Raw genomic sequence first — 19,112 nt, forward strand, 5'->3', positions numbered from 1 at the left:
GCCCTGCCCGTGTGGCAGCTCCTCGGCAGCTGACACGTGTGGGCCTACAGTTCCCGGCGCAGGACCCTCACTTCCCAGGGCCGCAACTCCGGACCGCCGTCGGGTGGGTAGTTCCCCAGGACTTGGGCAGCGTCCGCCCATGTGGGGTCGCCGACGTCGGCTATTTGGTCTGACCCGGAGAAGTTTCCCAGTACCAGCAGTTCGGCGTCCGGCAGCGAGCGCGTGAAGGCATAGACGTGTTCGTCGTCGGGCAGCAGCATAGTGAAATCTCCATAGGCCACCACGGGGTCCGTGTGGCGCAGGCCGATCACCCTGCGGTAGAAGCTGTACACGGAGTCCGGGTCGTCCACCTGCGCGGCAGCGTTAATGGTGTTGGCGTTGGGGTTCACGGCAATCCATGGCGCCCCGGTGGTGAAGCCGCCATGGCGGGTTGCGTCCCATTGGACGGGAGTGCGGGCGTTGTCCCGGTTCAGTGGTGCCAGGGCGGCCAGCACCTCGGCATCGGTGTGGCCGAGGTGGGTGGTGGCCTCGCGGTGGTGGTTGAGTACTTCGATGTCCCGGTAGTCACTGATGGCGCCGAAGGTCATGTTGGTCATGCCCAACTCCTCGCCCTGGTAGACATACGGCGTGCCACGGTGCAGGTGGAGGACGGCAGCCAGCATCTTGGCGGACACGTCACGGTATTGGCCGTCGTCGCCAAAGCGGGACACGGCCCGGGCCTGGTCATGGTTGCCCCAGTAGAGGCTGTTCCACCCGCGCTCCCCCAGCGCCTCCTGCCAGCGGCCCAGTGACTTCTTCAGGTCGGTGAGCCGGAGCTTCCTGGGCCGCCATTTGTTGCCGCCCTCCTGGTCCAGGGCCACGTGCTCAAACTGGAAGACCATGTCAACCTCCGCCCGGGCGGGGTCGGTGAACAGGACGGCGTCCTCCACGGTGACGCCAGGCATTTCGCCCACGGTCAGCAGGTCCTTATCCCGGCCCTCGAAGACCTCCTGGTGCATCTCCTGGAGGAACTCGTGGATCCGCGGACCGCAGATGTAGTGCGGGCCGCCGTCGCCGTAGAGCATGCCGTCAGCCCGCGGCCCGTCCGGCAGGGAAGGGTCCTTGGAAATGAAGTTGATGACGTCCATCCGGAAACCGTCCACACCGCGGTCCAGCCACCAGTTCATCATGTCGTAGACGGCGGCCCGGACCGCGGGGTTTTCCCAGTTCAGGTCCGGCTGCTTCTTCGAAAAAAGGTGCAGGTAGTACTCGCCGCTGGCGGCGTCGTACTCCCACGCCGGGCCGGAGAACGCCGAACCCCAGTTGTTGGGCTCGGCCCCTGGCACACCCGGCTCCGTGCCGTCCCGCGGGGCGCGCCACCAGTACCAGTCCCGTTTCGGGTTGTCCCGGGAGGAGCGGGACTCGACAAACCACGGATGCTCGTCGGACGTGTGGTTGACCACCAGGTCCATCACCAGCTTCATGCCGCGGGCGTGGAGGCCGTCCAGCAGTTCGTCCAGCGTGTCGAGGTCCCCGAACACCGGATCAATGTCCTGGTAGTCACTGATGTCGTAGCCGTTATCGTCCTGCGGTGAGCGGTACACAGGGGAGAGCCAGACGACGTCGACGCCGAGGTCCTGTAGGTAGTCGAGCCGGCCGATGATCCCGCGGAGGTCGCCCACGCCGTCGCCGTCGGAATCGGCGAAGCTGCGCGGGTAGATCTGGTAGACCACGGCGCTTTTGAACCATTCCCGTCCCGCTCGGCGGGCCGTTTCCGACTGGATTTCCTGGCTGGTCATGGCTTCCTACTGGGACGCGGCGCGGCGGGATACGGGCTCAGTGAAAGTCTGGTTCCCGCAGGTACTGCGGTCAATGGCCCCCATTATGAAAAGATCAACCATGCGCCCTATGCAACACTCCAGCAAACTCCAGAACGTCCGGTATGAACTCCGCGGGCCCATCCTCCAGGCGGCCAAGGTCATGGAGGCCGAGGGGCACCGGATCCTCAAGATGAATCTCGGGGACACCGCACCGTTCGGCATGGAGGCGCCGGAGTCAGTGGTGGTGGACATGATCCACCACCTGCGGGACGCCCAGGGCTACAGCGATTCCAAGGGGATCTTCTCCGCCCGGACGGCCATCTCGCAGTACTACCAGACCCGTGGCCTCATGCAGATCGGCGTGGAGGACATTTTCATCGGGAACGGTGTCAGTGAGCTCATTTCCATGTGCCTGCAGGCGTTTATGGAAAACGGCGATGAGATCCTGGTCCCGGCCCCCGACTACCCCCTGTGGACGGCCGCGGTGACCCTGACCGGAGGCAAGCCGGTGCACTATCTCTGCGATGAGGCTGAGCACTGGTGGCCGGACATGGCCGATGTCGAGGCAAAGATCACCAACCGCACCAAGGGGATCGTGATCATCAACCCGAACAACCCCACCGGTGCTGTCTACCCGCGGCACATCCTGGAACAGTTTGCTGCGCTGGCCCGGAAGCACAACCTGGTCCTGTTCTCGGACGAGATCTACGAGAAGGTGCTTTACGAGGACGCTACCCACATCCACACGGCCTCCGTGGCCGAAGACGTGTGCGTCCTGACCTTCAGCGGTTTGTCCAAGGCCTACCGCATGCCGGGGTACCGGGCGGGCTGGGTGGCGGTCACTGGACCGCACGCCGCCACTGCCGACTACCGCGAGGGACTTGAGCTCCTTGCCTCGCTGCGCCTGTGCCCCAACGTTCCGGCCCAGCATGCAATCCAGACGTGCCTGGGCGGCTACCAAAGCATCGAGGCGCTGGTGAAGCCGGGCGGCAGGCTGCGCGACCAACGCGATCTGGCGTACAAGCTCCTCACGGCCATCCCCGGCGTCACGTGCGTCCCTGCGGCGGGAGCCATGTACCTGTTTCCCCGTCTGGACCCGGAGCTTTACCCGATCAGGAGTGATGAGCAGTTCGTCCTGGACCTCCTCCAGGACCAAAAGATCCTGGTGTCCCACGGCTCGGCCTTCAATTGGCCCGCTCCGGACCACTTCCGCTTTGTGATCCTCCCCTCCGTCCTGGACATCGAGGAAGCCGTGCGGAGGATCTCCACGTTCCTGGCGACCTACCGCAGCAGTGTGGTGGACTGACCGCGGGAGTCAGGGCTGGTTTGAGCGCTCCTTCGCGACGGCAATGAGCTTCTCAGCCTCCCGCAGGATGTGGGCCGCCGCCGCCGACCCCACCGGCACCGCAATATTTCGGGAGGGCAGCGGCACGTCACGATCCGGGCGCTGGCCGGCTCCGGGACGGACCCCTGGGACGCCTTCCAGGGAGGCCAGGCGGTCCAGTTCCTGGTCCTGGATGCCAACGGCCAGCGCACTCATCAGCTCGGCGTCTTCAGCCGTGGCGAGGTCGCTGCCGATCAGTTGCACCAGGACTTTCATCCCCGCCAGCCGCCGCTGGGGATCAGCATCGCTCAGGGCCGAGTCGATGCCCCACTGGGCGCGCTTCCACCATTGGTCGCGCCGGTCCGCGTGCGACTTCTGCCGGTACGTCAGGTAGGCCACCAGGACCACCCCGAACGTGGCCAGGGGTGCCACCGCTGCAGCCCCCAGCACGGCAGTCCAGATCCCGTCCATGATCTCCATGCCACCACCTTAGGCACGCCGCCACTGGATCGGCTGGCGGACGCGGAAACGGGCCCGGCGCAGGGATCTAACCGGCTCCTAACCGTCAGGAAACGCGGGCGCAACAATGCCCCGCCACACTGGAAGTGCCGGCAAGCGCAGGCGTCCAGCTCCAGTCCAGGAGGCCCCAGCCATGTTGAAGGAAGTCAAAGCCCATGTCACCCGGGTCCGCGCCCTGGACCAGCTCCACCGCGGCGACGAAATCGAAGCCCGTCTCTCGGTTGGGCCCAGCTACGACGACGTTGTGATCCGCCGTGGAAGCGTCCAGGAAACGGCTCCGGGCATCGGAGTCGTCTGGATCATGGACCGCCGCACAGGAATGCGCAAAGCAATCAATACCGACGAATGCAGCGTGTGGCGCATCGCCTGACCAGGAACGTTCGTGCCACTCAAACAGCACCACGACGGCGGGCGCAGTCAGTCAGGACTGCCCGCCGTCATGGAGCCAAGCCGGTTCAGCCGCCGGCAACCGACTGGATAATCAGAACTTCCTGACCGTCCGCCACCTCAGTTTCCAGGCCTTGGAGCCTGCGCACCTCGTCGCCGTTCACGTAGACGTTCACGTACCTGCGCAAGGCACCGGTCTCGTCCCGCAGGCGCCTCGCCAGCACGGGGTAATCCCCGGCTACCGAGTCCAGGAGCTTCCGCACCGTCATCGAGCCTTCGGCGGGCGCAGTCAGGATGGACTGCCCGCCGGCCAGGGGCTGCAGGATGCTGGGCAGCACCAGGCGGATATCAGGCACCCTGGGACGCCACCGTTTCCGGAACACGCGACTCCGGCAGTCCTGCTCCCGCCACCAGGGCGGCGCGGACACACAGAACATCCGGAAGATGGCTGGCAACTTCCGTAAATGTCTCCCCTTCATCCGCGCTGGCGTACACCGCGCCGCCGCGGGTCCCGAAGTAGACGCCCACCGGCTCGGCGGAGTCCACGCACGCGGCGTCCCGGAGCACGCTGTTGTATTCCCCCTCGGGCAGTCCGGTGGAGAGGCGCTTCCAGGTGGCTCCGGCGTCGTCCGTGCGGTGCATTGCAAGCTTTCCTTCGGGAGGGATACGTTCGCCGTCGGCCTTTAGCGGCACCACCCAGGCAGTCCCCTCCCGCCGGGGGTGTGTGAGCATCACAAAGCCAAAGTCCGCAGGCAGCCCCTCCGCGATGGATTCCCAGTGCTCGCCGTTATCGTCCGTACGGTACACGCCGTGGTGATTTTGGGCGTAGAGGCGGCCTTCGACGGCGGCATCCGCAGCGATCTTGTGCACACACTGGCCGAATTCCGGGTTGGGGTCCGGCATGAAGTAGGCCGAAATACCCTTGTTCCTGGCCTCCCAGGACGCTCCGCCGTCGAGCGAGCGGTATACGCCGCCGGTACTCATGGCGATATGGACGTTGTCACCCGCCGGGTTCACCACGATCGAATGGGCGGCAGCGCCGCCGTAGCCGGCACCCCACTCACTGCGGTGCGGGTGGTCCCACAGCCCGCGGTTCAGCTCGAAGTGTTCGCCGCCGTCAGTGGATTTCCACACGGAAATGGGTTCGGCGCCTGCCCAGACCACTCCGGGCCGCGACTCTGCGTCCGGATAGATCTGCCAGATACGCTCGACGGCGGCTCCGGTGTCTTCGGGGAAGGTGATCGCCCCCTGTTCGGGCTCGGACCAGGTGGCGCCGAGGTCATCGGAGTGGGCCACGGTAGGCCCCCAATGTTCGGACCGGACCCCCACCATAATCCGGGTGCGGCCGTCTCGCGTGTCGATGCCAATGCTGGGAATTTCGCTCATCAAAAAGTGCGGGCCGGAGAAGGACCACTGTTGCCTGTCTTGGCTGGTGGCCAGCCACAGGCCCTTTTTGGTTCCGATCGCCAGGACAAAGCTCTCTGTGGATGCCATGCACCCCATGCAACCACTCCGGCCGGAAGGCCGCAACGGTTTTCGACAGGGCCGGCTCTTAGTCCGGCGGCGTTAGTCCACGAACTCGGACTGGGTCTCGATGAAGTCCCAGTCCGCTTCAGTGAGCACCGAGACGGGATTCTCAGGGTGGGGCCCACCCGCTTCGGCGATGCCCTGCAGCACCGGGAGGGGCAGCTCCTCCGCACGCAGGTTCTCCCGGAGCCATTCCTTGGATGCAAGGTCCAAGTCCAGCCACCACATGTAAATTTCCATGCCCGTCACGCCCTTTCGTATGACTCATACGTTAGGCGCGGGCATGTCCACGTTCAAGGGTGCGAGTCCCCGAAGCCGGTTACGTGCGGAGGGAACAAGTAGTATTCCCGCGGATTCCGCGTAGTAGCAGGTATCGCCGCAGTTCAGCGGCCTTTAAAGTCGAGTACCTGCTACTCGCGACTGCCTCTTGGGGCCACCCTAGCCTGAAGTGACAAGCAAGCTGACCGTGCTGCTGGGGCACTCAGAGTCACCGCTACTCCCCTCATCATGGTCCGTTTCACACACACTGGGGAGAAAACAATGAAACGTACCTTTGCAGCACTGGGGGTCATGGGGCTGGGGCTGATTAGTCTGACAGCACCAGCAATGGCTGCTCCTAATATGGTCATCGTCTGCCACGACGGCTCATCAACCGGAACGGGTTGGGACGCAATTGCCTTCAACGTGAACGGCCTGAATGGCCACGACGGGCATGCCACCGACATCATTCCGCCGAACAACTCCATACCGGGCGGCCTGAACTGGACGAACGCCGGAAAGATTACCTACATCGCCAACTGCGCACCGCTGCCGCCGGGCGAGGAGCCTCCGGTTTATCCGCCGGTGGACCCCGTGGACCCGGTTGACCCCGTGGACCCCGTCGACCCGGTGGACCCCGTTGACCCGGTCGACCCTGTCGACCCCGTTGACCCCGTTGACCCGGTGGACCCCGTTGACCCCGTCGACCCGGTGGACCCCGTTGACCCCGTCGACCCGGTGGACCCCGTTGACCCCGTCGACCCGGTGGACCCCGTTGACCCCGTCGACCCCGTTGACCCCGTCGACCCCGTCGACCCCGTTGACCCCGTCGACCCGGTGGACCCCGTTGACCCCGTCGACCCCGTGGACCCCGTCGACCCCGTCAACACCAATCAAGTCGTGCTTTCCGGCACGACTCCACCACGCGCCACCGGGGCGCAGGCCGTCAGCCAAGGCACCAACCGCGGCTTCAACGCCCAGACGGCAGTGGGCGGAACTGAAAGTGCTCCTACGTGGCTAGCGGGCCTGGCCGTGATGCTGGGCGCAGGCGCAGTGGTTGCTGTCCGCCGCAGGTCCCTGGAGGCAGAGGCAGGCTAGCACCAGTTCGGACTGGGCCATCTGACCTGCAGGGCGCCCCGCCAACCCAAGGCGGGGCGCCCTTCCTGTAAGCACATTTTCGAAAAGCCTAAGGAGCATCGTGGCAAAGCAAACCGGCAGGCACGAACTGGCGAAACGGCGCCGCGGCTGGAACCGCGCCGACCTGGCCATCCTTGCCTGCGGTGTTCTGGGTTTCTTTTCCTTCACGTTTGGCGGGCCGCTGCTGGACCAGCATGGGGCCGCCGCGCCCGGAACAACCGCCACGGTGCACTCGGCGGGAACGTCGTCGATCGAACTGCCATTGCCCCTGGCCGTTTCGGGCCTGCCGTCCTCTCCCACGCACGCACCAACTGCCGTGCCCGTCGCCGCAGGTCCCGTCCTGCCGGCTGCTTCGCCGCCGCTGCGGGTCGTCTATCCGAAGGCTGCGATGGACACAGCCGTACATCCACTCGCGCCGGACAGCACCGCCGTCGAGAGCCAGACAATCGTGCCGCCCACCACCATGGATGGTTATTGGCTAACACCCTTCGGTGTGCCGGGAAACGGATCGAACAACACCACTTACGTCATTGGCCACAGCTGGGAAGGCCAGGACGCCCCGTTTAACCACCTCAGCTCCGCGGCAGCAGTGGGCGACGAGTTCGATGTAGTCACCGCCACCGGAATTATCCGGTATCGCGTGGACACTGTGACCACGTACCTCAAGGCCACACTCAAGGACAGCCCCATCTGGGACATGGTGCCCAGCAGGCTGGTGCTGATCAGTTGCTACACGGAAGATCCGTGGGGGAAGAACGTGGTGGTCTCGGCCTCACCAGCCTAGGAACGAACTCCCGGACACTGTTCAAGCACACCCGCCGGGCAGAGAATGAGCTTATGACTCCAGAACGATTCAGCGGTCCGCCTCCCCTGCTGGTGGGTGTTATCCCTGATCAGCACCCCGAGGTCCTCCGTACCGCGACCCAACTCGCAGTGCGGCTCTCCGCCCCTTTGCTCTGCGCGTACGTAGACGAGGCGAGCTACCTGGTCGAATGGGATCCGGCCCGCTCCGCGCACAGGCTGTCCCTCCATCCTGACAAGGATGACGAGGACGTCCGTGCCGTGACAATGGAAATCAGGGCGGTCATTGACGACGCCGTCACCACCGCTGGAGACCCTCCCATCAATTGGACCCTCCGCACCTTGGCCGGCGATCCTGCACGCGCCCTCGCCCGGCTCGCGGCGGAGACCAACGCACCCATGATCATTGTGGGGACCTCCGAACGGGGACTCGCGCACCGGATTTCCGAGGCGCTCAGCGGCTCCGTAGCCGCCTGGCTCAGCCATCACCAGAGCAGGCCCGTACTGGTGGTTCCATACCGGATGCCCGCCCACGAGGACGCCGGATAAGGCCGCAGCTGCCGCAGAACGCCATGGCTACGACGCCCCGGAATAATAAAGTGAAAGTAGTTATTCGAGGTGGTGGCGGACCGCCTTACCGGCAAGTAAGCTGGTTCAAGCAGACCGATCCAGCCTGATGGAATGGATGGGTAAACTGCCCAAAAGCTGCTCCGGAGTGCGTATCCCCCAATAACGCACTCCGGAGCTTTTTGTTGCCCTTTTTCCCGGTCCCTGGCAACAGCACCTACCTAAGCCCGCCCCCTCCATACCCCCCAGGGGTACTTGCGCTATACCCCCATGGGGTATAGTTTGGGTTTTATGAACGTACCGGAAGAAGTTGTCGCAGAGCTGGCCCATGGCACGGATTCCGCGACGGAGCATGGCTATACCGGCAACAAGGAGGCCTACCTTCGCCGGCTCAAGCGCATCGAGGGACAGGTGCGCGGCATCGCGCGGATGGTTGACGAGGACAAGTACTGCATCGACATCCTGACTCAGGTTTCCGCCGTGACCAAGGCCCTTCACGCCGTCAGCCTCGGGCTTGTGGAGGAGCATATCGGCCACTGCGTCGTGGGAGCCGCCTCCGAGCCAGATCCCGAACTCCGCGCCGAAGCGATCGACATCAAAGTCAAGGAAGCCGCCGACGCCATCGGGCGCCTGCTTCGCTAAACCACCATTTACCGGCCACCAGCCGGTCCACCCTAAGGAGCCCCATGAGCACCACCTCCACCACCGTCAGTGTTTCGGGTATGACCTGCGGCCACTGTGTCTCGTCGGTCAGCGAAGAACTTGAATCCCTCGCCGGGGTCGAAGCCGTGGACGTGGACCTCAATGCCGGTGGGATTTCCACGGTCACCATCACCTCCAGCCAGGAACTGTCGCCATCGGAAATTGGCGAGGCCGTGGCCGAGGCCGGATACCTGGTCGTAGCCAACGATGCCTGAGTGCACCACTGATCAGAGGACGCTCCGTGAGCACTGAACATCCCCACCAGCCCGGGAACCGGGTGGTTGACCTTGAGATCGAGGGCATGACCTGCGCCTCCTGCGTGAACCGGGTAGAGAAGAAGCTTGGCAAGCTCGACGGCGTGGAAGCCTCGGTCAACCTCCCCCTGGAATCCGCCCACGTAAAAGTCCCCGCAGGCATCACGGACGAACAGATTACGGCCACGGTGGAAGCAGCAGGCTATAAGGCACGGATCCGCCAGTCACCCTCCCACAGCCACCATGCGCACGAGCATGCCGAGGATGTCTCCGGTGGCGCCACCCAAAGTGACCACGCGGACCATGGCACCGAAAGCGCCGCGCCTGGTGGCGACCATATGCAGCACGGCGGCACGGCCTCCCAGCTCAAGCCGCGCCTCATCCTGGCAGCCGTCCTCACGGTGCCGGTCTTCCTCATTTCCATGGTCCCGGCCTTCCAGTTCGCGCACTGGGGTTGGGCGGCGGGAGCCCTGGCGTTGCCCGTGGTCACTTGGGCAGCGTGGCCGTTCCACCGGGCGGCAGCTATCAACGCCCGGCACTTAGCGTCAACGATGGACACCCTGGTGTCCATCGGCGTCATTGCCGCCTACCTCTTCTCAGCGTGGCAGCTGTTCAGCAACCCCCGCATGACCGAACACCCCGGGATGGAAGGGATGGAACCCGGCGGCCTCTACTTCGAGGTGGCCGCCGTCGTCACCACGTTCCTGCTCCTGGGCCGCTTCCTGGAGGCCAACGCCAAACAGAGGGCCGGGGACGCACTCAGGGCCCTGCTGAACCTGGGCGCCAAGGACGCCACAGTCCTGCGGGACAGCGGCGAAACCAAGATCCCTGCCGACGAGCTCCAGGTGGGTGACGTCATCGTGGTCCGGCCTGGTGAAAAGATCGCCACCGACGGCTTGGTCATCGAGGGCAATTCCGCGGTGGACGAGTCCTTGGTAACGGGTGAATCCGTACCGGTGGAAGTGGGCCCGGACAGCAAAGTCACTGGAGCCACCATCAACACCTCGGGACGGCTCCTGGTTCGCGCAACCCGGGTCGGATCCGAAACCACCCTGGCCCAGATGGCGCGCCTGGTTTCCCAGGCCCAGACAGGCAAGGCACCGATTGCCCGCCTCGCGGACCGCATCAGCGCCGTCTTCGTCCCGGTAGTGCTGGTCATCGCAGTGCTCACCTTCGCGGCCTGGTTGCTCCTTGCCGGACCCTCCGTCAGTGAAGCCCAACTGCGGGCCGCCTTCACCGCCGCCGTCGCGGTCCTGGTCATCGCCTGCCCCTGTGCGCTGGGACTGGCAACGCCCGTGGGACTGCTCACCGGTACCGGCCGCGGCGCGCAGCTGGGCATCCTGATCAAGGGGCCCCAGGTGCTGGAGGACACCCGGACCGTGGACACTATCCTGCTGGACAAGACCGGGACGGTCACCACCGGCCGGCTGGCCGTGGACAACACCGTAGCTTTCGACGGGTTCACCCGTTCCGAGGTACTGCGACTCGCCGGCGCGGTGGAGGCAGCGTCCGAGCACCCGATTGCCCACGCCATTGCAGCCGCCGCCCTCGGCCAGGTCTCGGCCGCCGCGGCCCGGATGCCTGCCACGGGGGGTTCCGTCCGGAGCCCTGAGGGCCAGGACGACGACGGCGGGCGGCTTCCCGCCGTCGAGCAGTTCCGTTCGGCGCCCGGCGGCGGAGTGGCCGGCACAGTGGAGGGCCGTCCGGTGCTGGCCGGCCGCACCGGGTGGCTGCAGGAGAACGGCGTCCAGATCTCCCCCGCGCAGCAAGAGGTCCTGCATGACACCGAGGCATCCGGTGCCACTGCCATTTGGGTTGCCGTGGACGGGACCGCAGCGGGCATCATCAGCCTCCGGGACACCATCAAACCGGGATCAGCGGCAGCCATCTCCCGGCTGAGGGGGCTGGGGCTCCGGCCCATCCTGCTGACAGGCGATAACGCCGCCGTCGCCGCCCAGGTGGCCGACGCCGTCGGCATTTCGCCCGATGACGTGTATGCCGGAATTCTCCCGGCCGGAAAAGTGGACGCTGTCCGGAAGCTGCAGGCCAACGGAGCGATCGTGGCCATGGCCGGGGACGGCGTGAACGATGCCGCCGCGTTGGCGCAGGCTGACCTGGGGATCGCCATGGGTTCTGGCACAGACGTGGCCATCGAGGCCGCGGACCTCACGGTTATGGGCAATGACCTGGGCCAGGTGGCGCAGGCCATTGAGCTGTCCCGCAGGACCCTGGCCACCATCAGGACCAACCTGTTCTGGGCGTTCTTCTACAACGCCGTGGGTATCCCCGTCGCCGCTTTGGGCCTGCTCAACCCGATGATTGCCGGCGCTGCGATGGCGGCGAGCTCCGTCTTGGTCGTGGCGAACTCGCTCCGGCTGCGCAGCTTCGGCCGCTAACCGCGCGGACTAGGGTCAGGCAGCGCCGAAGCGCACGGCAGCCCGGGCCTTGGCCTTCGCGGCCTCCGTTTCCCGGTCCTTTGCGGGCGCATGGCTCACGAGCGCATCGAGAAGGTGCTCAGTGATATGGGCGATCTCGTGTACTGCCTCGTTGAAGGCCGCCTCGTTGGCCTTGGAGGGCTTGGTGCTGCCGCTGATCTTGCGCACGTACTGCAGGGCGGCGGCGTGCACCTCCTCGGACGTGGCGTGCGGTTCGTAGTTGTGGAGGGTTCGGATGTTCCGGCACATAAGGCCATGCTAGGCTCTGGAACGCCTGGGATCGACCCCCTGCCCCATCCTGGTTGCGGTCTTCCGCGATGGGCAGTGGTGCATGGGCAGCGGTCCCCATCGACAGTGTTTTGGGGCCGGGATAGGTTCTAGGTAATGGATCTTCCGGATCAGCCGGGGGCCGCTGGGGATGCCGACCTTGATCGGACCAAAGACTAAACGAGGAGAAACTGATAGATATTTGGGGCGCAGATGTAGAGCAGCTCAGGACTCTTGGCACGAAGCTGCAGGCCGGTGCTTCGGAGATCGAGCAGCAGCGGACCAACCTGACCCGCGTGCTGGACAGCACTACCTGGGAAGGCCCGGACGCGCAGAACTTCCGCAGTGAATGGTCAGGGAACCACACCTCGGCCCTGAACCAGGTCATCCAGGCACTGAAGGACGCCGGCCAGAAGGCCACGAAGAACGCCAACGAGCAGGACCAGGCTTCACGCTAGCCACTGCCGCGCCACCACGCAGCACGCGAATCGCGGGCCCCGGACACAGCACAGTGTCCGGGGCCCGCGGGCATTCCGGCGGGATGTCAGTGCCATGAGGCAAGATAGGTCTGTGAGCACAGCACCAGGCCCCGCAGAACAGACCACCACCAGGACTGAGCCAGGAATCACGGCTCCGGAGGTGATCCCTTCCGAGTCCGTGCGTGAGGAGTACGAGAACCTGGCCGATCTCGTCAGGAAGTACAGGTTCGCCTACTACCAGGAGGACGAGCCCCTGGTTTCGGATGCCGAATTTGATGACCTCTTCCGCAGGCTGGAGGAGATCGAGGCCCTGCACCCCGAACTGGTGTCCAATGACTCCCCGACGCAGGAAGTGGGCGGCGAGGTCTCCGCGGCGTTTGCCGCCGTCGAGCACCTGCAGCGCATGTACAGCCTCGAGGACGTCTTTTCCCTCGAGGAGCTGGAGGCCTGGCTGGCCAAGGCAGAAGCCTCCGTCGCAAAAATCGGGAACGGCACGGCCGGACCCGTCTGGCTGACGGAACTGAAAATCGACGGCCTCGCCGTCAACCTGCTGTACCGCGATGGAAAACTGGTCCGCGCGGCAACCCGCGGAGACGGTTTTACGGGCGAGGACATCACCCACAACGTCCTCACCATCAAGGAAATCCCGCAGGAACTCAAGGGAACCGACTTCCCGGCCGAGATGGAGATCCGCGGCGAGGTTTTCATACCGTCCGAGGCCTTCGCGGAATTCAACGAAGCCCTGATCGAGGCCGGAAAGGCTCCGCTGGCCAATCCACGGAACGCCGCGGCCGGTTCACTCCGCCAAAAGGACCCCGCCGAAACCGCCAAGCGGCCGCTGCGGATGTTCGTCCACGGCATCGGCGCCCGGGAGGGCCTGGAAGCACAGAGCCAGTCCGAAACCTATGCCCTCCTGGAAAAGTGGGGCCTCCCGGTCAGCCCATACTTCGAGGTCTTGAACAACCTGGACGAGGTCCTGGGCTTCATCAGGAAATACGGCGATCAGCGGCACAAGCTCCTCCACGAAATCGACGGCATCGTGGTCAAGGTGGATAACTTCGCCACCCAAAGGGCGTTGGGATACACCACCCGGGTGCCGCGCTGGGCGGTGGCGTACAAATATCCGCCGGAGGAAGTCCACACCAAGCTCCTGGACATTGCCGTCAACGTTGGGCGCACCGGGCGGGTGACCCCGTTCGGCATTATGGAGCCCGTCAAGGTGGCAGGCTCCACAGTGGGGATGGCCACCCTGCACAACCAGGATGTTGTGAAAGCCAAGGGCGTAAAAATCGGCGACATCGTGGTCCTGCGGAAAGCCGGCGACGTCATCCCCGAAATCGTGGGCCCTGTCCTCGCCCTGCGCGAGCAGCAGGACCCGCCGGTACGCGACTTCGTGATGCCCACCGAATGCCCCTCCTGCGGAACGCCGCTGGCGCCCGGCAAGGAAGGGGACGTGGATATCCGCTGCCCCAACGCACGGTCCTGTCCGGCCCAGTTGCGTGAGCGGGTCTTCCATCTGGCAGGCCGGGGCGGGTTCGACATCGAGGCCCTCGGCTGGGAAGCGGCCATAGCGCTCACGCAGCCTGCCGAACCCGAGGTACCGCCGCTGACCACCGAAGCGGCCCTTTTTGACCTCACCCCGGAATCCCTGGCGGACGTACGCATCAGGCGGGAAAAACGCTCCAAGGGCGTGGCCACCGGCGAGTTTGAGCTGGTGCCGTATTTCTGGAGCAAAGGGACGGCAAAAACTCCTTCCAAGCCCACGGCCACCACCGAAAAGCTGTTCCGGGAGCTGGAAAAAGCCAAGACCCAGCCCCTGTGGCGGCTGCTCGTGGCGCTCTCCATCCGGCACGTGGGACCGCGGGCGTCCCGGGCCCTCGCGCAGGCCTTCGGCAGCATGGACGCCATCCGGCAGGCCTCCGAGGAGGAACTCGCTCACGTTGACGGTGTGGGTCCCACCATCGCCGCTGCGTTGAAGGAATGGTTTGCCGAGGACTGGCACCTCGAAATCATCGACCGCTGGGCCGCTGCGGGGGTCCGGATGGAGGACGAACGGGACGAATCCACGCCCCGCACCCTCGAAGGCCTCACAATCGTCGTCACCGGTTCGCTGCCCAACTTCAGCCGGGACGAAGCCAAGGAAGCCATCCTCACCCGGGGCGGCAAGGCTGCCGGCTCCGTCTCCAAAAACACCAGCTATGTGGTGGCCGGGGAGAATGCGGGCACCAAGTTGGACAAGGCGGAGCAGCTCGGCATTCCGGTGCTCGACGAGGACGGCTTCCGGGAACTCCTGGAAAACGGTCCTGCTCCTTCAACCCAGGCAGAAGCCAGCGAATCCGAACAGGCAGCGGAGTGAGCCGCCTGGACCTCACCGTTGAGTTGCTGGCGGTGGCCCGGCTGGCCGCCGCTGCCGGCGCCGCTGTACTGGCGTCGCGGAACGGTGATGCGCTGGGCGTCAGCAACAAGGGCGACGCCGGGGACTGGGTCACGGCCTACGACGTCGCGGCCGAGGACGCGGTACGCCGCGCCATCACCGCGGCGCGGCCGCAGGACACCATCACGGGCGAGGAGCACGGCACCACTCGGCCGGAGGCCCCCAGCGGCTACCGCTGGTCCATCGACCCGCTGGACGGAACCACCAACTTCATCAGGAATATCGTCTACTACGCCACTTCCGTGGCAGTGGCCGATCCCGACGGTGTCTGGCTGGCCGGCGTCGTCCACGCACCTGCACTGGAACGGGTGTACTACGCCTCCCGTGGGCAGGGCGCATGGCTTGAAGCGCGCGGCAGGGTGACCCGGCTGGAAGGCCCGGTAGCCGGACGGAAGGGGCAGATCCTGGCCACTGGATTCAGTTACGATCCCACCGTCCGCGCGCAACAGGCCGTTGCCCTGGGCGGACTCATGGACGGTTTCGCGGACGTCCGCCGCCTGGGCTCCGCAGCCCTGGACCTCTGCATGGTTGCTGACGGAACCATCGACGCCTTTGGCGAACGCGGCCTCAACGAACACGATTTCTCCGCCGGAGCGCTGATCGCCGAGGAGGCAGGCTGCTGGGTACGGCGGCCGCGCCTCACCAGCCCGCTCCGGGGCGGGCCCAAGGACGGCGACAGGCTGGCAGCCTGGACGTGCGCCGCGAGCCTGGAGCTCTCGGGGAAGTTCCCCCTCTGAGGGATTCCCGCCACGGCTGGCGTGCCACGGCTGGAGTGCCATACGGCGGGCAGTGATAGTTCAGTCACGGAAAGTGCCCTTTCAAGGCCGCCGCCCGGCGGACGCTACTAGCATTGTCAGGTGCAGCCGCAGATAACCGTCCGTCCCGCCGTCGAGTCCGACTTTGACGTCATCGCCCGGATCACCCGGGATTCCTACCTCGCCGCGGGCTACTTCGAGGACGCGGACCACCCATATATGCGGCAGGTCCAGGAAGTCGCCGAGCGTGCGGCGAAGGCCACCATCTGGGTAGCAGAGCGTGACGGCCAGGTGGTGGGCTCCGTGACACTGGCGGTGGCGGGTGAGCCGTACGCGGACATTGCCCTTGCCGATGAGCTGGAGTTCCGCATGCTCGTGGTGGACCCCGCAGCGCAGCGCAGCGGAGCCGGCAAGGCCATGGTGGAGGCCATTATTGACCATGCCCGGTCCCTGGAGGGCATCAACGCGGTGGCGCTCACCACTGGAAAAACATGGGAAAGCGCCCACGGGCTATACCGCAAGACCGGGTTCCAGCGAGTGCCAAAGCGCGACTGGTTCGTTCCCGGCACTGACATAAAGCTGCTGGTTTACCGGCTGGACGTCTAGCCGCCCTAGAGTGGTGCCGACTCATTTCAGGACTGAAAGGCCCACCATGCGCAAAACATTCGGCACCGGCTCCGTCTGGGAACAGACCCTCGGATACTCCCGAGCCGTCCAGGTGGATAACACGCTGTACATCTCGGCGACAGCTGCCAGCGGCGAAGACGGCATTGTGGGCGAAGACTTCTACACCCAGACCCAGTACATCCTTCAGAAGCTCGGCGCTGTCCTGGCCGACGCCGGCTTCGGCTTCGGCGATGTTGTGCAGTCCAAGCTCTACCTCACGGACATCAGCAAGTGGGAAGAGGCCGGCCGTGCCCACGGCGAAGTCTTCGGCGAGATCCGCCCCACGCTCTCCCTGGTGCACGTCCTGCCGTTCCTGGACCCGAAAATGCTCGTGGAGATCGAGCTCGTAGCCCAGAAGAGCGCCAGCTAAGAAGCCGTCCAGGGCTTAGCGGGCCGGGAGGCCGTAGCGGTGTTCGGGGCGGCCCGTGGTTCCGTAGCGCAGCTGGATGTCGACGGCGCCGTCGTCGGCCAGCGAGGACAGGTACCGTTGCGCCGTGGCCCGGGAGACGCCTACCCGGGTGGCTACTTCGGCGGCCGAGTACTGCTCCCCTGGAACCAGTGACTCCAGGACGGCGGCTTCCGTGGCGGACCGGGGCTTGGCTGATGGTGCCGCTTCGCCCGGGATGAGGGACCGCTTCGCGCGTTCCACCGCGTCCTGGTCCAGTGCGCCCGCCTGGCCCAGGATGCGCCGGTACCGGGCGTAGGACCGCAGCTGCTGTGCCAGGGATTCGGCCGTAAAGGGCTTGAGCAGGTAGCCCAGGGCTCCCCGGCGGAACGCCCTGCTGACCGAGGCGGCATCCGAGGCCGCACTCAGGATCATGGTGTCCACGTCCAGTTGCTGGAGCAGGTCCAGCCCTGACCCGTCCGGCAGGTAGACATCCAACAGGACCAGGTCCGGGCGCAGGCTGTGGATGGCCTGCAGGGCAAGGGACGCCGAGCCTACCGGCGACAGCGCCAGGAAGCCCGGCACCGAATCCACGTACGCGGCGTGCAGCTTGGCCACGTGGAAATCGTCGTCCACTATGAGCACCCTGAAATCTTCAGGCATCGTCATCCTCTCCGGCGGAAGGCTTTATTCCCGCCGTCGTGTGCGGAAGGGAGGCCATAAAGACGGCGCCAGGTCCGCCTTCGGAGCCCGGCTCCAGGACCTTCACGTCCCCGCCGCGGCGCCGGGCCAGCTGACGGGCCAGGGCGAGTCCCAGTCCCTGGCCCCCGGCCCGGGCGGAGACAGCCGGACCGGACGCAGGCGTTCCGGAGGCCGCCGTCGTAAACCCCTCCGCAAACACCGCTTCGGGTTCCGTCCCAGCCCCCAACCCGTCACCGGAGTCGGCGACGACAATGTGCAGGGTGCCGCCGGCGTCGTCCGGTTCATCCAAAACTTCCAGTTCCACCCAGCGGTCCGGAGAAGTACCGGCGACGGCGGCGTTCACCGCGTTGTCGATAAGGTTTCCGAGCACGGTGGTAACGTCCTGCGGCTCGGTGACCTGGCTCCGGACCAGCGTCTCCGGCCCGATGCGGAGTGTGACCCCGCGTTCGTCGGCTTCCACGCCCTTGGCGCCCACAAAAGCCTGAAGGTAGGGGTCCTGGAGCAGCTCGGCCTGGTCGACGGGGAACTTCAGCGGGCCCGTTGCGGCGAGCCGGGCCAGGTACTCCCGGGCCTGGTGGTGCTGGCCGATGCTCATGAACCCGGCGATGGTGTGCAACTGGTTGGCAAACTCGTGGCGCTGGGCCCGGAGCGCGGTGGACATGGTGCCCACGGCGTCCAGCTGCCGGGTGAGCTGCTGCAGCTCGGTGCGGTCCCGCAGCATCACCACCCAGCCCAGGTCCTCGCGCCGGTGCAGGGCCTTCCGCGCACTGGCCACCAGCACCCGCCCGCCCGCCACCAGCTCGATGGCATCCGCCTCTTCGGCGTCCGGCAGCGTCAACGACTTCAGCTGGCCGGGGACCGGAGCACCCGCCCACAGGCCCCCAGTGAGGTCGCGCTGCCCCAGGAGCCGCTGTGCTGCTGCATTGAAGACGCTGATCCTGCCGTCGGCGGAAACGCCGATCACGCCGTCGTCCACGCCTTGCAGCACTGCCACCTGGTCGTGGACCAGGGTGCTGATCTCCTCAGGCTCCAGGCCCAGGGTCAGGCGCTGCAGCCTGCGCCGCAGCAGGAAGGACGCCAGCGCGCCTGCCAGCAGGGCGCCGGCAGCGGTCAGCGCAACAGGCCCGATGTCGCGTTGCACGCTCTGGCCCACCGTCTCCATGGAGTAGCCAACACTGACCTCGCCCACCACAGTCTCTGTTCCCGGTGCGTACACCGGGACCTTGGCCCCGGCCGACGGGCCTAGCGTGCCCGTGTTGCGGGTGGTCACCTCCTGGCCGGCCAGTGCTTCGGTGGGATCGGTGCTGACTTTTTCGCCGAGCCGGGCAGGGTCCGGGTGGGCGAGCCGCAGGCCGGTTTCGTCGGTGATGACCACAAAAAGGGCTCCGGTGCGGGCGCGGGCGGCTTCGGCGGCGGCCATCAGGGGCCCGGCCGAAAGTTCGCTGGCCGGGGGAGTGCCGGCCTGCTCACTGATGGCAAGCACGTCGGCACGGACGGACGGGTCCGACGCGACAGTGCGCGCCAGCGTCAGCGCCTGGTTCTCAGCCTCGGCGCCAACCCTGTCGTACGTCAGCCAGGCGTGGACGGCGGCGCTGAGCAGAACCACCAAAAGAACCACGCCAAGCTGCAGGAGCAGCGTCTGGGTGGAGAACCGCAAGGGCGGCCGGGGCGCGGAACGCTGCATGATCCTCCTTGATTTGCTGGTGTGGTCGGC

At 65.9% G+C, this 19,112-nt stretch carries 21 protein-coding genes; 13 read left to right on the forward strand and 8 right to left on the reverse strand.

Annotated elements, in window-relative coordinates:
* Positions 1-44: 44 nt before the first annotated feature.
* The gene (locus ACLKOZ_RS10455) at positions 45-1,778 is read right to left on the reverse strand and encodes a glycoside hydrolase family 13 protein (RefSeq protein ID WP_436474915.1); all 1,734 of its coding nucleotides are present in this window, start codon (positions 1,776-1,778) and stop codon (positions 45-47) included.
* A gap of 100 nt (positions 1,779-1,878) precedes the next feature.
* On the opposite strand from ACLKOZ_RS10455, the gene ACLKOZ_RS10460 reads away from it, so the two are divergent.
* Positions 1,879-3,105: a pyridoxal phosphate-dependent aminotransferase gene (locus ACLKOZ_RS10460; protein ID WP_436474917.1), complete on the forward strand. Its 1,227-nt coding sequence runs from the start codon at positions 1,879-1,881 to the stop codon at positions 3,103-3,105.
* Positions 3,106-3,114: 9 nt separating this feature from the next.
* Here the strand turns inward: ACLKOZ_RS10460 and ACLKOZ_RS10465 are convergent, their stop codons facing one another.
* Positions 3,115-3,603, reverse strand: a complete 489-nt coding sequence (locus ACLKOZ_RS10465) for a hypothetical protein (RefSeq protein ID WP_436474919.1) — start codon at positions 3,601-3,603, stop codon at positions 3,115-3,117.
* Positions 3,604-3,775: 172 nt separating this feature from the next.
* Here ACLKOZ_RS10465 and ACLKOZ_RS10470 point away from each other — a divergent pair, with 172 nt between their 5' ends.
* A complete protein-coding gene (locus tag ACLKOZ_RS10470) occupies positions 3,776-4,012 on the forward strand; it encodes a hypothetical protein (RefSeq protein ID WP_436474921.1) in 237 nt (78 codons plus the stop codon).
* 85 nt (positions 4,013-4,097) lie between these two features.
* Here ACLKOZ_RS10470 and ACLKOZ_RS10475 read toward each other — a convergent pair whose 3' ends face one another.
* The 3 genes from ACLKOZ_RS10475 to ACLKOZ_RS10485 form a co-directional block, all read right to left on the reverse strand.
* The gene (locus ACLKOZ_RS10475) at positions 4,098-4,385 is read right to left on the reverse strand and encodes a MoaD/ThiS family protein (RefSeq protein ID WP_436474923.1); all 288 of its coding nucleotides are present in this window, start codon (positions 4,383-4,385) and stop codon (positions 4,098-4,100) included.
* Entirely contained in the window at positions 4,378-5,532 is a 1,155-nt protein-coding gene (locus ACLKOZ_RS10480; RefSeq protein WP_436474924.1) for a WD40/YVTN/BNR-like repeat-containing protein, read from the reverse strand. The genes ACLKOZ_RS10475 and ACLKOZ_RS10480 overlap by 8 nt, the downstream gene beginning before the upstream one ends.
* 63 nt (positions 5,533-5,595) lie before the next feature.
* A complete protein-coding gene (locus ACLKOZ_RS10485; RefSeq protein ID WP_337348634.1) occupies positions 5,596-5,796 on the reverse strand; it encodes a hypothetical protein in 201 nt (66 codons plus the stop codon).
* A 366-nt stretch (positions 5,797-6,162) separates the two neighbouring features.
* On the opposite strand from ACLKOZ_RS10485, the gene ACLKOZ_RS10490 reads away from it, so the two are divergent.
* The 6 genes from ACLKOZ_RS10490 (at position 6,163) to ACLKOZ_RS10515 (ending at position 11,671) form a co-directional block, all read left to right on the forward strand.
* On the forward strand, positions 6,163-6,912 hold the full coding sequence (locus ACLKOZ_RS10490) for a hypothetical protein (RefSeq protein ID WP_436474926.1): 750 nt from the start codon (positions 6,163-6,165) through the stop codon (positions 6,910-6,912).
* Positions 6,913-7,012: 100 nt separating this feature from the next.
* Positions 7,013-7,735: a class F sortase gene (locus ACLKOZ_RS10495; RefSeq protein ID WP_436474928.1), complete on the forward strand. Its 723-nt coding sequence runs from the start codon at positions 7,013-7,015 to the stop codon at positions 7,733-7,735.
* Positions 7,736-7,788: 53 nt separating this feature from the next.
* The gene (locus ACLKOZ_RS10500) at positions 7,789-8,301 is read left to right on the forward strand and encodes a universal stress protein (protein WP_436474930.1); all 513 of its coding nucleotides are present in this window, start codon (positions 7,789-7,791) and stop codon (positions 8,299-8,301) included.
* 309 nt (positions 8,302-8,610) lie between these two features.
* Entirely contained in the window at positions 8,611-8,961 is a 351-nt protein-coding gene (locus ACLKOZ_RS10505; RefSeq protein WP_337348630.1) for a metal-sensitive transcriptional regulator, read from the forward strand.
* A gap of 44 nt (positions 8,962-9,005) precedes the next feature.
* Positions 9,006-9,236, forward strand: coding sequence for a heavy-metal-associated domain-containing protein (locus tag ACLKOZ_RS10510; protein WP_337348629.1), 231 nt, complete (start codon positions 9,006-9,008; stop codon positions 9,234-9,236).
* 86 nt (positions 9,237-9,322) lie between these two features.
* Positions 9,323-11,671: a heavy metal translocating P-type ATPase gene (locus ACLKOZ_RS10515; RefSeq protein ID WP_436475155.1), complete on the forward strand. Its 2,349-nt coding sequence runs from the start codon at positions 9,323-9,325 to the stop codon at positions 11,669-11,671.
* A 15-nt stretch (positions 11,672-11,686) separates the two neighbouring features.
* On the opposite strand, the gene ACLKOZ_RS10520 is transcribed toward ACLKOZ_RS10515, so the two are convergent.
* Complete coding sequence (locus ACLKOZ_RS10520) at positions 11,687-11,959, reverse strand: DUF2277 domain-containing protein (protein WP_337352684.1); 273 nt, start codon at positions 11,957-11,959, stop codon at positions 11,687-11,689.
* A 314-nt stretch (positions 11,960-12,273) separates the two neighbouring features.
* Between ACLKOZ_RS10520 and ACLKOZ_RS10525 the strand changes: the two genes are divergently transcribed.
* The 5 genes from ACLKOZ_RS10525 (at position 12,274) to ACLKOZ_RS10545 (ending at position 16,681) form a co-directional block, all read left to right on the forward strand.
* Positions 12,274-12,435 carry a hypothetical protein gene (locus tag ACLKOZ_RS10525; RefSeq protein WP_436474932.1) on the forward strand — a complete coding sequence of 54 codons (162 nt, stop codon included), beginning with the start codon at positions 12,274-12,276 and terminating at the stop codon, positions 12,433-12,435.
* Between the two features lie 94 nt (positions 12,436-12,529).
* Entirely contained in the window at positions 12,530-14,812 is a 2,283-nt protein-coding gene (gene ligA / locus ACLKOZ_RS10530) for an NAD-dependent DNA ligase LigA (RefSeq protein ID WP_436474934.1), read from the forward strand.
* 5 nt (positions 14,813-14,817) lie between these two features.
* The gene (locus tag ACLKOZ_RS10535) at positions 14,818-15,627 is read left to right on the forward strand and encodes an inositol monophosphatase family protein (RefSeq protein ID WP_337352620.1); all 810 of its coding nucleotides are present in this window, start codon (positions 14,818-14,820) and stop codon (positions 15,625-15,627) included.
* Between the two features lie 120 nt (positions 15,628-15,747).
* On the forward strand, positions 15,748-16,251 hold the full coding sequence (locus ACLKOZ_RS10540) for a GNAT family N-acetyltransferase (protein WP_337347511.1): 504 nt from the start codon (positions 15,748-15,750) through the stop codon (positions 16,249-16,251).
* A 46-nt stretch (positions 16,252-16,297) separates the two neighbouring features.
* Positions 16,298-16,681: a RidA family protein gene (locus tag ACLKOZ_RS10545; RefSeq protein WP_337352618.1), complete on the forward strand. Its 384-nt coding sequence runs from the start codon at positions 16,298-16,300 to the stop codon at positions 16,679-16,681.
* Between the two features lie 15 nt (positions 16,682-16,696).
* Here ACLKOZ_RS10545 and ACLKOZ_RS10550 read toward each other — a convergent pair whose 3' ends face one another.
* Positions 16,697-17,359: a response regulator gene (locus tag ACLKOZ_RS10550; RefSeq protein ID WP_337352617.1), complete on the reverse strand. Its 663-nt coding sequence runs from the start codon at positions 17,357-17,359 to the stop codon at positions 16,697-16,699.
* Positions 17,352-19,082, reverse strand: coding sequence for an ATP-binding protein (locus tag ACLKOZ_RS10555; RefSeq protein ID WP_436474937.1), 1,731 nt, complete (start codon positions 19,080-19,082; stop codon positions 17,352-17,354). The genes ACLKOZ_RS10550 and ACLKOZ_RS10555 overlap by 8 nt, the downstream gene beginning before the upstream one ends.
* Positions 19,083-19,112 lie beyond the last annotated feature (30 nt).

This window comes from Arthrobacter sp. R4, from assembly GCF_051365025.1.
GTDB lineage: Bacteria > Actinomycetota > Actinomycetes > Actinomycetales > Micrococcaceae > Arthrobacter.